This is a genomic window from Alteromonas sp. DY56-G5, from assembly GCF_041414725.1.
Classification (GTDB): domain Bacteria; phylum Pseudomonadota; class Gammaproteobacteria; order Enterobacterales; family Alteromonadaceae; genus Alteromonas; species Alteromonas macleodii.
Window position 1 is genome coordinate 35,714 of the sequence record NZ_JANHZQ010000012.1, and the last position, 13,418, is coordinate 49,131.

At 44.2% G+C, this 13,418-nt stretch carries 11 protein-coding genes; 6 read left to right on the top strand and 5 right to left on the bottom strand.

All coding sequences use genetic code 11. From position 1 onward, the window contains the following. Positions 1-13: 13 nt before the first annotated feature. The 4 genes from NO989_RS08175 to NO989_RS08190 are packed head-to-tail and all read left to right on the top strand — an operon-like array spanning position 14 to position 3,125. Complete coding sequence (locus NO989_RS08175; RefSeq protein ID WP_371342364.1) at positions 14-1,459, top strand: curlin; 1,446 nt, start codon at positions 14-16, stop codon at positions 1,457-1,459. 54 nt (positions 1,460-1,513) lie between these two features. Further along, the gene (locus tag NO989_RS08180; protein ID WP_014950700.1) at positions 1,514-1,906 is read left to right on the top strand and encodes a CsgE family curli-type amyloid fiber assembly protein; all 393 of its coding nucleotides are present in this window, start codon (positions 1,514-1,516) and stop codon (positions 1,904-1,906) included. Next, the gene (locus tag NO989_RS08185; protein WP_014950699.1) at positions 1,906-2,355 is read left to right on the top strand and encodes a curli assembly protein CsgF; all 450 of its coding nucleotides are present in this window, start codon (positions 1,906-1,908) and stop codon (positions 2,353-2,355) included. The genes NO989_RS08180 and NO989_RS08185 overlap by 1 nt, the downstream gene beginning before the upstream one ends. An 8-nt stretch (positions 2,356-2,363) precedes the next feature. Beyond that, complete coding sequence (locus NO989_RS08190; protein ID WP_014950698.1) at positions 2,364-3,125, top strand: CsgG/HfaB family protein; 762 nt, start codon at positions 2,364-2,366, stop codon at positions 3,123-3,125. Between the two features lie 35 nt (positions 3,126-3,160). Here the strand turns inward: NO989_RS08190 and NO989_RS08195 are convergent, their stop codons facing one another. Next, positions 3,161-3,838 carry a response regulator transcription factor gene (locus tag NO989_RS08195; RefSeq protein ID WP_371342365.1) on the bottom strand — a complete coding sequence of 226 codons (678 nt, stop codon included), beginning with the start codon at positions 3,836-3,838 and terminating at the stop codon, positions 3,161-3,163. A gap of 274 nt (positions 3,839-4,112) precedes the next feature. On the opposite strand from NO989_RS08195, the gene dld reads away from it, so the two are divergent. After that, positions 4,113-5,846 carry a D-lactate dehydrogenase gene (gene dld, locus NO989_RS08200; RefSeq protein ID WP_371342366.1) on the top strand — a complete coding sequence of 578 codons (1,734 nt, stop codon included), beginning with the start codon at positions 4,113-4,115 and terminating at the stop codon, positions 5,844-5,846. Positions 5,847-5,968: 122 nt separating this feature from the next. Here dld and lldD read toward each other — a convergent pair whose 3' ends face one another. Next, a complete protein-coding gene (gene lldD / locus NO989_RS08205; RefSeq protein WP_015068029.1) occupies positions 5,969-7,102 on the bottom strand; it encodes an FMN-dependent L-lactate dehydrogenase LldD in 1,134 nt (377 codons plus the stop codon). A 103-nt stretch (positions 7,103-7,205) separates the two neighbouring features. On the opposite strand from lldD, the gene NO989_RS08210 reads away from it, so the two are divergent. Further along, positions 7,206-8,105, top strand: coding sequence for a LysR family transcriptional regulator (locus tag NO989_RS08210; protein ID WP_061486532.1), 900 nt, complete (start codon positions 7,206-7,208; stop codon positions 8,103-8,105). Between the two features lie 61 nt (positions 8,106-8,166). Here NO989_RS08210 and NO989_RS08215 read toward each other — a convergent pair whose 3' ends face one another. The 3 genes from NO989_RS08215 to NO989_RS08225 form a co-directional block, all read right to left on the bottom strand. After that, on the bottom strand, positions 8,167-9,627 hold the full coding sequence (locus NO989_RS08215) for an FN3 domain-containing metallophosphoesterase family protein (RefSeq protein WP_061095848.1): 1,461 nt from the start codon (positions 9,625-9,627) through the stop codon (positions 8,167-8,169). Positions 9,628-9,679: 52 nt separating this feature from the next. Continuing rightward, positions 9,680-12,190, bottom strand: coding sequence for a TonB-dependent receptor (locus tag NO989_RS08220; protein ID WP_061095847.1), 2,511 nt, complete (start codon positions 12,188-12,190; stop codon positions 9,680-9,682). A 192-nt stretch (positions 12,191-12,382) separates the two neighbouring features. Continuing rightward, on the bottom strand, positions 12,383-13,411 hold the full coding sequence (locus tag NO989_RS08225; protein ID WP_061095846.1) for a FecR domain-containing protein: 1,029 nt from the start codon (positions 13,409-13,411) through the stop codon (positions 12,383-12,385). Between the last annotated feature and the right edge of the window lie 7 nt (positions 13,412-13,418).

Here is a 13,418-nt window from a genome sequence, read left to right on the forward strand (position 1 = left end):
GACAAATGTGAAAATGAAAAAAACAAAAATAGCGAGTGCATTGCTTTTAGTAGCAGCGACAGGGTGGGCATCGGCTCAGGAAGTTCCAGCGAGTAAGACAGTTGATTTCAGTGCTTCCGCAGATTTTATTGCTGCAGCTGAAGGCAATGAAATTACGCTAACCCAAACGGCCCCAGAGGGAAATGAGGTAGGTAATGAATCTATTTTAAGTCAGGAAGGTGACTTAAATGCAATCTTTGTAGAAGTAACGGGTGACGCAAACGAAGTACTAGCTTCGCAAATGCAGTCAGGTAATACCTCTTTTGCAAGTGTCACAGGTAACGGCAACTTCTTAGAGTCTGAGCAAGATAGTTTAAATAGTACAGCCGATGTCGTTGTCGAAGGTGACGATAACACGGTTTCACTTGTTCAATTAGGTGATGGCGGCCCTATCGGTTTTATTTTTAATCGCTCAATAAATAGCATTTCGGGCAGCGGAAACACGTTATCAGTGTATCAGGGCGATGGTGGTAACTGGGCTAATAATGCCATTGCGGGTAACGACAATACGGTATTTGTTGATCAAAGTGGTGACTGGCACGAATCGTATGTTCGCGAGTTAAGCGGTGATGCAAACGTTATCGATGTTATTCAAGACGGCTATTACAACGTGTCTGACTTAACCGTTGTCGGCTCAGAAAACGAAATTGAAATTGACCAAGATGGCGACCAGAACGCTGTGGGTTGGAGCATGGTTGGCGACGGTAATGTGCTAGAGTTTGAACAAGATGGTGATGGCAACGAGATTACCACAGGAGTATTTGAAGGCTCTGGCAATGAAGTTAATATCGATCAAATCGGTGACGTTAACTTAGCTACCGTAGAAACTATCGGCGGACAAGCGAATACGTTCGAAATTAACCAAGTGGGCGAAGGCAACACGGCTTATGCTGGCGTAATTGGCTTATTCAACGAGTTTGATTTAACTCAGGTAGGTGATGCCAATGAAATCAGCACAGTTAATTTCGATGGCCTGTTTAACACCGTTGAAATTGAGCAAGATGGCGATGCCAACTTGGCGTTAGCACAAGCTGGTATTGGTGATGCAACTTACTACGCTGATGGCAACATCATTGAAATGTCTCAAGAGGGTGTTGAAAATACGGCATCAGTTGAGTTGGCAAGCAACGTTACATCAAGCTACAACGAAATTATGGTTTCGCAAACGGGCGAGCTTAACTTACTAGACCTATTGGTTAACGGTGACGACAATATTGTTAGTGTTATGCAAGAAGGCGTAGGAAACTGGGTAACAGACGACGCAGGTGGTCAGTTCGTTATTTCTGGTGATATGAATACATTTGAAGTTACGCAAATGGGTAACGATAACTTAGTTACAGGTAGTATCACTGGCAACGGCGGCACAGTAAGTGTTACGCAGGTTGGTGACTACAACGTAGCTACCGTTGTTCAGATGTAAACCTACAGATGTAAAAGTGAGTAGCCGGGCGTTTGCCCGGCTATATTCAGTAAAATGAAGTACTTGTATTGTTTCTCTCTTATCACACTGCTTTTTAGTGTGTTCTTTTCTCCGATTCACGCAGAAGAAATTCGGCTAGGTGGACTGTTGCTCGATAACAGTATTAGCCGCCAAGGCCACGAATTTGCCTCTCGCATTAGCCAATACTGGCGAGAAGTCCCAGACAGTTCGGGTAAGAACCTTGTTGTTAAAGAAATTATTGTGCCACAAGCGGGTACTCTTCTTTCGGTGATTTACGACAACAGAGTGGTTTATCAAACGTACATGGGGCGTAGACAAGTACCGTTAGATGAAAAAGTACAGCAAGCCATCATGTTAGTTTTAGACGCGGTGGCAAACGCGAGTATAGACAGTAGAAGCCCAGATTTAGCAGGGGACGAATGGTAATGAAAAAAGGGATATTGATAGCAGCCTTAATCGCGACTGGCTCGTGGACTTCAGCTAGTGTGAAAGCAACAGAGTTGGTGTATGAACCGATCAACCCGTCATTCGGTGGTAATCCACTTAACGGATCATTTTTATTAAGTAAGGCGAATTCACAAAACGCTCATACAGCGCCTTACAGCGAGCGCTCCTATGACGAACGCCTTCAAGAATCACTCGAACGCGCCTATATTAACCGTATAGTCCGCGAAATCACAGACATCGCATTCGGTGAACAAGAATATGATGAAGATGGAAACCCGATAGACAGCATATTCAATCAGGATAGTATTTTTGTTAGTGGTGACTTTCAGGTAGAACTAATAACGAGTAATCCTGACAGCATTGTTGTGAACATTACTAACTTACTGACAGGTGAGGTTACTGTCGTTGAAATTCCACGGTTTGGGTAGGGAAACACATGAGAAGTACCGTTTTTTTAATAGTGGCCATGGCGCTTGCAGGATGCCAGTCCATCACTAATACGCTGCCGCCAGATACAACGGCCGCTGATGTAATTAAAGACAGTGCCACATTGTCTGAAGTAAAAAGCTTGCCAGCGCCTATGGGACAAATTCCGGTTTCTGTATATGCGTTTAGAGACCAGACCGGGCAATATAAACCTAGCACTGGGGCAAGTTCGTTTTCTACTGCGGTGACTCAAGGCGCAACCTCTATTCTTGTTCAGACCTTAAGCGAGACATCGTGGTTTTTACCTGTGGAGCGTGAAGGGCTGCAGAACATTCTTACCGAACGCAAAATAATTAGAGCCGACGAAAGCAGCGGAGGCGATTTGCCGCCACTCACGACAGCTAGAATTATTATAGAAGGTGGGATAATTAGCTACGATACCAACATTCGTACCGGCGGCGCTGGTGTAGAGTACTTTGGCATTGGAGCGAGTGAACTGTTTAGGGAAGATCAAATTTCCATTTACATGCGTGCAGTTGACGTGAGAACAGGTCAAGTATTGGTGTCGGTTTCAACCTCTAAGAAAGTACTAAGCCAGGAGGTGAGAGCAGGCCTGTTTAGGTATGTTTCGCTTAAGCGCTTGCTTGAAGCAGAAACGGGCTACACGACTAATGAACCCATGTTCGAGTGCGTTAAACAAAGCATAGAAAAAGCGGTGACTGAGTTGGTGCTACAAGGAATGGAGAAAGGTGTATGGCGCGCGAAAGCGTAAGCGCCATACGCAATTAAATTCAATGGATTATCAGTTTATATGCTTACTTGTTGTGGTTGGCTAAACTGGTGATCGAACCACTTTATAAGCTCAACGCGATTTCGGCAGTCCGTTTTCCTAAATATGCTGTAAACGTGAGTTTTCACCGTATTTACGCTGATGTGTAAGCAGTCTGCAATCTCCTGATTTTGGGCACCATCTGCAATTTTGCGTGTGATGGCCAATTCCCTCTTGGTCAGCACAGTATGTGACGATTGAAGTGCAGCAACGGGTTTTGCTTTAGACACTAAATTGGCATCAATATAGCGACTCATAATCTCGCGACTGAACCATTTGTTGCCCGCCTGAACTTGTTGAACACCGCGAACCAGAAGTTCTAAGCTATCTTCAATATGGAAAATACCATTAATACCATGTTGCAGTGCCGCATAATGAAAATCGACGTCAGACTCTGGCACGTTGAAAATGACTTTGTTCAACTCTGGGTTATCGTTGACTACAGGCAAGTTGAGCATAGCGGCAGAGTCACAATACTGCGCATCGATAAAGAAGGTAAAGGTGTTATTAAGCACGCTTCGAGGTGGATGAATCGCACCGGTTGTGACGACAAATCCACATGACGGCAAAATACTTAGGAATCGTTCGTAAGCCCCATCCCTTCTAGTATTTTCTGAAAAACTTTTTCTTGTTAAAACGAACGCTTGATGTGACATGAAAGCTCCTTTTCGTGTCTATCAACCTTACGAACTATACATTGGCTTTACAATACTCCTCTGGTCTAACTTGCTCCTCCAAAGCGTAACAAAATGTAACAGTGAAAAACGCTTGTAAGTTTTGCTTAAATGCTAGAGCCTCTAAGTGTTCAACGAATTAAATATAAGTAAATTATCTCGATAAAAGCGGCTTGCCCCCTTTGTTAATAATGGTGTTAGTGTATAGTTCAACACCAAGTCATTCCTTCCATTATTTCAACACACAGAGAGAACCATGACCGTAAACGTTGACACTCAGTCTTTGATTGCATCAATGCGCGATGTAGTAGGGCAGGCCTATTTGTTAACTGATAAAGCGAAGAAGCAGCCTTACACTAAAGGGTTTCGTTTTGGTGCGGGCGAAGCGCTTGCGGTAGTGCGCCCAGGAACGCTTGTCGAAATTTGGCGTGTGCTTAAGCTGTGTGTTGAAGCCGACGTTGCGGTTATTATGCAGGCGGCCAATACAGGGTTAACGGGTGGCTCTACGCCAGATGGTAAAGATTACGACAGGCCTCTCGTTATTATCAGTACTATGCGTATTGATGATATTCAGTTAGTTGACAACGGAAAGCAGATCGTTGGCTTAGCGGGGAGCACCTTGTTTGGATTGGAAGAGACGCTTGCGCCTTATGGTCGCGAACCTCACTCTGTGATTGGTTCTTCATGTATTGGCGCATCGATCGTGGGGGGAATATGTAACAATTCAGGTGGTGCTTTGGTCAAGCGAGGCCCTGCCTATACTGAATTAGCGCTTTTTGCCCAAATCGACGCTAATGGCAATCTATCTTTGGTAAACAATCTGGGGATTAACCTAGGTAGTGAGCCAGAAGAAATTCTGAATAATCTTGAGAACAAACGTTACAAAGAAGCTGACGTTCAGCACCCTGACGCTCGTGCATCAGACAACGAGTATGATGAACGAGTTCGAGACGTTGATTCAGACACACCTTCGCGCTTCAACAATGACGGCAGAAGACTTCATGAAGCTTCAGGCTGCGCGGGTAAGCTTGCCGTGTTCGCAGTGAGGCTAGACACCTTTCCTATTCCTGAGAAAAAACAGGTATTTTATGTGGGGTCTAACGACGCCGCTGTGTTTACCAAAGTGCGTCGCGACATACTTTCTACTTTCAAGAACTTGCCTGACTCGGGTGAGTACCTTCACCGAGATTGCTACGACGTATCAAAGAAATACGGTAAAGATATGTTTATCGTTATCAGCAAGCTTGGCGCCAAATTTATTCCTAAGCTGTTTGCATTTAAGCGCAAATTTGACGCATTTACTGACAAGCTGGGCTTCTTACCCAACAAAATGTCAGATCGCGTTATGCAGTATATGAGCTACGTTTTTCCTAACCACTTGCCTACGCGAATGGAAGAGTACAGAGACAAGTATCAGCATCATTGGATATTGGAGATGAGCAACGACGGGGTAGATGAGGCCAAAGCCTACCTTGATGCTTTCTTTAAAACGAATGAAGGTAGTTATTTTGAGTGTACAGAAGAAGAAGCTGACAAGGCTATTTTGCATCGCTTTGTTGCTGGTGGCGCGATAGGTCGTTACCACGTTATGCACAGCAAAGACGTGGGCGCTATGATGACCATCGATGTTGCACTTCGCCGTAACGATCCTGACTGGTTTGAAGTGTTGCCTAAAGAAATAGACGACCAGATAGACACGAAACTGTATTACGGCCATTTATTCTGCCACGTAATGCACCAGAATTACGTGTTGAAAAAAGGGGCGGATGCCAAATTGTTAAAGGGTAAAATTCTGGAAACGTTCGATGCGAGAAGCGCTGAATACCCAGCAGAGCACAATGTGGGACACGAGTACTTTGCAAAAGATGCGCTGAAAAACTTTTACCGAGAATTAGACCCCACCAATAGTTTTAACCCGGGAATAGGCAAAACCACCAAACTTAAAAACTGGGCTGAGCATGATGGAAGTTGTTGTGGTGGGCATCATTAAGCGCAAATTACGCTTCCAGCCACTTGTGCATTGATAAAAGAGCCATAAAAAATGAAGTGACCCCCAATAGTTGGACTATCCAATTACTGGGGGGCTTTTTAGTGGTCTTGGTGCCAGCGATACTAAAAAGCGAGAGAGTCGAGGTTAAGTTCACTGACTGATTTTGCACCACATAGTGTCATCGCGACATGCATTTCCTGTTTGTACAGATCGAGTAAGTTCTCTACCCCTTGCTGGCCTTCAGCAGCAAGTGCATAAATAAAAGAGCGCCCTAGTAAAGTACAATCGGCACCTAATGCCAGCATTCTCACCACGTCCAAGCCGTTACGAATACCTGAGTCTACGAAAATACTTAGATCGCCTTTCACCGCGCTAGCAATCGCTGGAAGAGCCTTAGCGGTAGAAAGCACGCCATCTAGCTGACGACCGCCGTGATTGGATACTACAATGCCTTCTGCGCCAAAACTCAGCGCATCTTTGGCATCTTGTTCAGTTAAAATGCCTTTGATAATCATTGGGCCGTCCCAAAACTCTCTGATCCATTCTAAGTCTTTCCAACTGATAGACGGATCGAAATTGGCGCCCAACCAGCCAATATAGTCTTCCAACTGGGTCGGTTCGCCACGATAAGTAGAAATATTGCCAAGATCATGAGGCTTACCGAATACACCTACATCAAATGCCCAACGAGGATGAGTCATCGCTTGCAGTACGCGACGGCTTGCAGCAAATGGCCCACTCATACCGGAGTGTTTATCGCGATAGCGAGCCCCTGGTACAGGCATATCTACGGTAAAAACCAACGTTGTTACACCCGCTGCTTTGGCGCGCTCCAGAACATTCTTCATAAAGCCGCGATCGCGAAGCACATAGAGCTGAAACCACATTGGACGTTCAATGGCTGGTGCGACTTCTTCAATAGGACATACTGACACCGTCGACATGGTAAACGGGATGCCTTTGTTTGCTGCCGCTTTAGCGGCTTGCACTTCACCACGTCGCGCATACATTCCGGTTAATCCCACGGGAGCAAGGGCAATAGGTAAAGCCAATTGTTCACCAAAGACCGTTGTAGAAAGGTCAAGCGACGACATGTTTCTCAGCACTTGCTGCTTTAATGCAATGTCAGCCAAGTCAGTTTCATTGCGTTTAAGTGTATGCTCTCGATAGGCACCACCATCAATGTAGTGAAATAGGAACGGCGGTAATATTTTTTGCGCAGCGCGTCGATAATCAGTCGGCGATGAAATAATCATGTCTTTAATCGATTGTAATTAACTTGATAAAAATATAACGTTTCTCGCCTTAGGGATATACGGCAACAATGAAATTTATCTTTTCCAAAAGTGAAGTAATAACGTGAGAGCAGACGATTTAATTCTCTTTGCACAAATTGCGGAGATGGGCAGTTTTAGCAAAGTGGCAGAGGCGAACAACATTACCAACTCGGTAGTCAGTAAGCGAATAGCAAAGCTTGAAAAAGAGCTGGGAACGCAGCTTTTGTACCGCACTACTCGCAAACTCACGCTTACCGAAGCGGGTCAAGCTTTGAAGCAAGGCGCCATGAATGTAAAGGCGTCCACGCAGGAAGCTATCGACACAATTTCTGGATACAGTGAACAAATATCCGGACACATTAAAATGTCGGTTCCAACGATTTCGGGCGATTTACTGTTAGCCGATGCGGTAGCTGAGTTTTGTACCCTTCATCCAGGGCTAAGCGTTGATATGTCTCTAGATAATCGATTTGTAAATCTAGTCGAGGAAGGGTTTGATCTTGTTATTCGAACGGGATATTTGGAAGACTCAAGTCTGATCGCACGGCACTTTTTAGATTCCCATTGGGTGGTTTGCACATCGCCGGATTACATTAGACGAAAGGGCAGGCCTAAAGCACCAGAGGATTTGAGCTTTCACAACTGTTTGTTGTATTCCTACCACACATCCGGCGCAAGGGAGTGGGAGTTTACGTCGTCTCAAGGCAGTTACACCATCACCGTAGATGGCGCATTTTCAAGTGACAATGCAGGGGCGCTTCGCAAAGCAGCCCTTGCTGGTAGAGGTATTGCCTACGTACCTAAATGTTTGGTATTCGAAGATTTATGTAATGGAACACTGGTCGATTTGTTTCCAGAGCGGGTAGGTAAGGTGTTAGGCGTTTATGCCGTTTATCCTTTCAGCCGCCAGCCATCTCGAAAAATTAAGCTGTTAATTGAACATATCAGGCAGCGCTATCTATCTATGTCTGATTATTTTTGATAAGCCAACGCTATTGAGTGTTGGCGTTAAAGTAAAATTAGTCTCTAAATTAAATAACCAACTAGTAGAGTGAATTGTGGTGTTTATAGGGCTCGGTATTACTGAAAAGCCTTTCTTTCATAAGGTCATAGGGATATGTCATCACATTACCAGGTTGTGTTTTTGTAATGTCGAAAGCGTCGTAGAGTTCTCCAGTCAAGGTATATGAACGATATGAAAGAGTGTTCTCGTGTACTTTTATAGCTTGGTAAGTCGGCGTATTTTCTCCGACTCTTTCTAACGTAACATTGAATTTTTCGTATTCATCCCACCGCGTTTTCTTTAGTGGATAAGCTTTAGGACTGCTACTTGCCGTAACAAAAACACTATTTACATGCGTGCCCTGCTCGCTTTTTATACTCCCTCTAGAGTAAGCATGATCGTGTCCTTGTAAAACCAGATCAACATTGAATTCTGTTATCAATGGCAATAAAGCACTGCGAACTGCGGGCTCGTCTTGCCCCGGACTATTTAGTGGCATTCCACAGTTTGAAAATATTGGGTGATGAAAGGCGATAATTTTCCATTTTGCTTTACTTTCACTAAGTGTCTGTCTTAGCCATTTTGTTTGCATTGCGAATGCCGTCTCATTGTGCCTGATTTCCGTATTAACAATGAATACGTCGGTATTAGGGTAATGCAAAGTATAAGCTGTCTCTTGTAATTGATTTGATAACTCCGGAGAGGTTGGAAGCTTAAACTGATCTTGCCAAAAGCGGCTTAAAACCCACTGTTTTCCGCCATCGGTTAAATGCTGATGGGCATATTCATGGTTTCCAACCACGGGGACTACTGGAATTTCTGCGTGTATGAACTGCCCTGCAGAAAACCACTGCGCCCATTCTAAGTCCCTAGCTCCATGGTCTACAAGATCACCAGTATAAAGAGCAAAGTCTGCATCGGGCATCGCCTTAAAGCCCTTTCTCAAGAGTGCTGGAAATTGTTCGCGCATGCCATTTTGTGCGTCTGAAAAGTACAGAAATCGTGTAGTTGAGGAGGAGGGGAGACCGGCCGTCTTCGTCATATACCATTCAGACCATTTCCCTAAGCCTCCTCGTACTCTATACGCGTAACGCGTATTTGGTTTTAAGTTTTTAAATGTAACTTCGTGATATGCAACGTCGGCGAGGTGCGTGTTGTAGTGATATTGAGCTCTCTCTTGATTAACATTGTCTCTCGATTGCTCATGAACGTTAGAAGGTATTGAGTTACCTCTGCGCAATTCAGCGCGCTGTGTTTTTGCTTTGTAGGTTTTTGCACCCAAATCGAATCTGGCGGCTGATGTAACAGGTGCAATTTGGGCAACCGTAATTTCAACTTCTTCCGACGTGCGCCAATTAACAGAAAAGCTTTCACTAGGAAGTTGGGTAGGATTAAGTATAACCCTGTCAGGGTATTCGCTTGCTTGCTGCCAAATTGGTGTGCTAGCAAGTGCTATAGTAGGTATGCAACTAAGTAATAGTATAAGCACGAGATGCTTCATATCAATGCCTCTTGTGGGCAGACATCTGCAACCTGCAGATGCCTGCATTAGACTAGAAGGTAGTGCGAACGCCTACGCCGTATGTTGCTGGAGCACCAACGAGACGAGCACCTGCATTGAGTTCTAGAAAATATTCTTCATCAGTAATGTTTCGACCATATGCAAATGCGGTAAACCCGTTACCCAACTCAAGGTCCATATTGATATTAAGCAAGCCGTAATCAGGCACCGTATTGCCAGCACCTGCATTCAATCGGTTAGTTTCTTCGTCGTGGTAGGTATAGGTCAGACGAGTAGAAAGTAACCGGTTAGTTGCAACGAAAATGCTATGATTGAGCGAGATTGAATATGAAAGCTCGGGTGAGCCAGGTAACGGGTCTCCAACTGTATTTTGCACATCATCGACACGGTTAGATGAAAACTCCGTAATTTCTGTATCGAGATAGGTAACAGATGAATTGAACGTTAATTGTTGTTCGCCATTGTTTAACAGCTGGGCGTTGAAGGAAGCTTCTGCACCACGAACTTCAGCCGCTCCAACATTTGTTCGTCCATTGGTGTCATTTGAAAGTCGAGTAGTTGCTTGCATTTCTTCAAAATCGTAAGCAAATAAGTCGACGCTAGCACTCAAGCTCTCGTCGGTATAACGCAACCCCAGTTCAAATGAATCTACGGTTTCAGAGTCAAATGGCTCAGTCTCTTCTAAAGAGAATATTGATGTACCATCAAACCCCCCTGCTCTGTATCCGTTGCCAATAGAGGCAAAAATATTCAGGTTATCAGAAAGGTAGTATTGGGCGGTTAGCTTACCTGAGACATTATTGTCGTCAAAATCTCTGTCCCAAGAAAACAGGCCAGGGGAGTTGAATACTTCCTCATATATAGAAGTTCCCCAAGGGTCTAAGTCTTGGTTGTAGCCTGAAAACTTAGCAGTATCTTGAGTATAACGAACGCCCGCAGATAATTTCAGGTCGTTGTTTACAAACCAATCAACGTTGGCAAACGTAGCAAAGCTGTTTCGAGTCTGACTATACGGAGAAGTGTACTGGGAGCGAACTGCGAAGCTTGTCCAATCGCTTACGAAGTCCACCGAGTCGCTGACATAGAAGACACCTGCGATCCAATCAATGTCTCCTCCTTGACTATCACTGAAGCGAATTTCTAAAGAGGACTGGTCAAGTGTTTCATCAAATGCATATTTGTAGCGAGGAAATGAGGTTCCGTCACCATTTCCCCCCATATTACGCTCACTTTCTTGGTAGCCAAATAGCACGTTTACGTTCAAATCAGTGTCTATTTGATGAGCTAATTCTCCGTTTACACCTTCGATATCTATAGTGTGTCTATAGTACTCATCCGCGTAAAACGCATATGGGTCGTCGTTTTCGCCTGCATTTCTGCTCATACCAGAGCCTGTCTCATTTTCCAAAGCGATACGATCGTATTGAAGTGTGTCGCCATTATCAGAGCTCATAAAGTAGCGCAAAGTTAAGTGAGTGTTGGCCTGGAAGGTATAAACCCCGGTTGCACGAAAGGCAAATAGGTCTTTATCACCAAACCCGTCTCGCTCTCCCGGATCGGTTACGGCCGGAATTACCCCCTCAAAACCTTCTGGCACATAACCAGCGAACAGGCCCGCGCCTTTGCCGTCCATGTAACCACCACCTTGTTCAAATTTCGTAGCGATACGTACCTTTAAATTATCAGAAACGCTTCCGCCAAATGCAGCTTCACCCTGTGTATACTCGTAACTTCCATACTCTACGCTGGCATAGCCTTCGAATTCGTCTGTGGGACGCTTTGTGATGGCGTTAATGACTCCTGCTGTTGTATTACGTCCGTAAAGTGTTCCTTGAGGGCCCTTGAGGACTTCAATTCGCTCTAAGTCGAACAAAGGCATGCCAAGATAAGCATTAGACGTTTGGTAGATACCATCAACATGTAATGCGACAGAGGGGTTGCCATTTGGTTTGTAGTCATCAGCCCCACCAATACCACGAATTGTAATGAAACTATTGTTGGCTCCGCCAAATGCAGAGTTAATTGATATGCCCGGCAGTGCATCTACCAATCCTTTGAAATCAGTGACCCCCGCATCTTGAATCTGCTGTGTATTCAAGACAGAAACAGCCGCCGATACATCCATTAGGTTGGTGTCACGTTTTGTAGCTGAAACTACTATTTCGTCGATAGGTGCTCCATTGACAGCAGTGTCCTTTGGGGTAAGAGACATCTGGGGCCCACGTTTCTTTATTACAAACGCCCCATTCGTTTGCTTGACGGCCTCTAACCCAGAATTGAAAAGCAATTTTTCAAGCGCTTCATCTATTTCATAGTTCCCATTTAGCGCAGGAGCTTTAATATTATTGACCAGTCGCCCAGGTGCGATGATCACAATGCCCGACTTGAATGAAAGTTGGTTTAATGCCGATGCCAAAGGAGCTGGCTCAAGTTCAACGCTTATGCTTTCTTGGGCAGCCGCAATTGCAGCGGTATTTAGTGACAAAGCTGTACAAATGGAAAAAGCTAACAAGTGTTTCTTTACACAACGCGACGATGTCATTTTACATTCTCCGTTACGGTCAGTGGTTTACTACCGATTGAGTTCAAATTAAGTGTGTTGCAGTCGACTGTCGTGAACAAAGAGGCAAAGAGAGGAAATCTTTTTCAAAACTATGTCAGGTTTCATAAAACCTTCATGAATGTAACTAAATTGTTTGCGGCACTTTTGCATTCAAAAAAGTACCGCTAACTGCTAATTTTCAGAATAGGTGAATGTAATTGTGCTACTTGTTCTCACCATTTCCAGTGGATAAGCCGCAGGCAAAGAATCGAGCAATGTGTGAACATTGGAAGGGGTAACTATCGTGTTTATCGTAACAGCATCAGAACTAAAACCTTCAAGAGAGAGGGTCTGCTCTACATAAGGTTGTATTCGATACAAGAACTCTGTAATAGGGGTATTATTAAAAATAAGTTTATTGTCCATCCAAGCGAGTGTTTCTTTATCTGAGAAAGTCGTTATGCTCGTCATCGGTCCCCCAGTTAGTGGTGCAGAAACTCGTTCTCCTTGAGATAGGAACACAGGTGCTTCGCCTTTACCTGAAACTTTAACACTGCCCTCCACAACACTTACTCGAGTGGTTTTTTTGAAGTTATTTACATCTACTTCAAATTCAGTGCCTGTCACTTCTACAGTATTAACACCACTATTTACTATGAAAGGTTTATTGGTCATCGAGACTACATCAAAAAATGCTCTTCCTTGACTCAGTTCAATAGAACGGGTTGTGTCTAGCTCCGTATACGAAACACTACTTGTAGGACCAAGAGTGAGTTTGCTGCCATCAGGCAACGTAATATTCTTTATTTGTGCTGTTGTCGTAGAGTAAGCAAAGACGTGGCTGGGTTGAGAAAATGATTGGTCCTGTTTATTTAGCAGAGTAATAACTGTAATAACTAAAGTCGCAGCGAACGCTACGAGCGCACCAACTTTCTTGTACAGGTCTTTATATTTGAGTAGGGTTGATTTGCCTGTTTCTAGTGTTGAATTTCTTTCGGTCTCATATGCAATAATGTCATCAGTAAAACCTGTTTTATCCCACATTTTAGCAATAGCTTTAAACGCGTTGCGATGACGTAGGGAATGGGTGTACCACTTGGTAAATGCTTCCTGATACTGATGTGCTAAGTCTTCATCGTTCATTAAAGTAAACCAATGAATGGCTTGTTCATTGATAGACTTTTCAGCATTAAGATGGGTGACGTTTGAATTCTGTTTCACGTTCAAT

What these genes read in the sequence shown, in the direction of transcription:
- NO989_RS08175 (WP_371342364.1), top strand. Translation starts at nt 14, where the DNA reads ATGAAAAAAACAAAAATAGCGAGTGCATTGCTTTTAGTAGCAGCGACA.
- NO989_RS08180 (WP_014950700.1), top strand. Translation starts at nt 1,514, where the DNA reads ATGAAGTACTTGTATTGTTTCTCTCTTATCACACTGCTTTTTAGTGTG.
- NO989_RS08185 (WP_014950699.1), top strand. Translation starts at nt 1,906, where the DNA reads ATGAAAAAAGGGATATTGATAGCAGCCTTAATCGCGACTGGCTCGTGG.
- NO989_RS08190 (WP_014950698.1), top strand. Translation starts at nt 2,364, where the DNA reads ATGAGAAGTACCGTTTTTTTAATAGTGGCCATGGCGCTTGCAGGATGC.
- NO989_RS08195 (WP_371342365.1), bottom strand. Translation starts at nt 3,838, where the DNA reads ATGTCACATCAAGCGTTCGTTTTAACAAGAAAAAGTTTTTCAGAAAAT.
- dld (WP_371342366.1), top strand. Translation starts at nt 4,113, where the DNA reads ATGACCGTAAACGTTGACACTCAGTCTTTGATTGCATCAATGCGCGAT.
- lldD (WP_015068029.1), bottom strand. Translation starts at nt 7,102, where the DNA reads ATGATTATTTCATCGCCGACTGATTATCGACGCGCTGCGCAAAAAATA.
- NO989_RS08215 (WP_061095848.1), bottom strand. Translation starts at nt 9,627, where the DNA reads ATGAAGCATCTCGTGCTTATACTATTACTTAGTTGCATACCTACTATA.
- NO989_RS08220 (WP_061095847.1), bottom strand. Translation starts at nt 12,190, where the DNA reads ATGACATCGTCGCGTTGTGTAAAGAAACACTTGTTAGCTTTTTCCATT.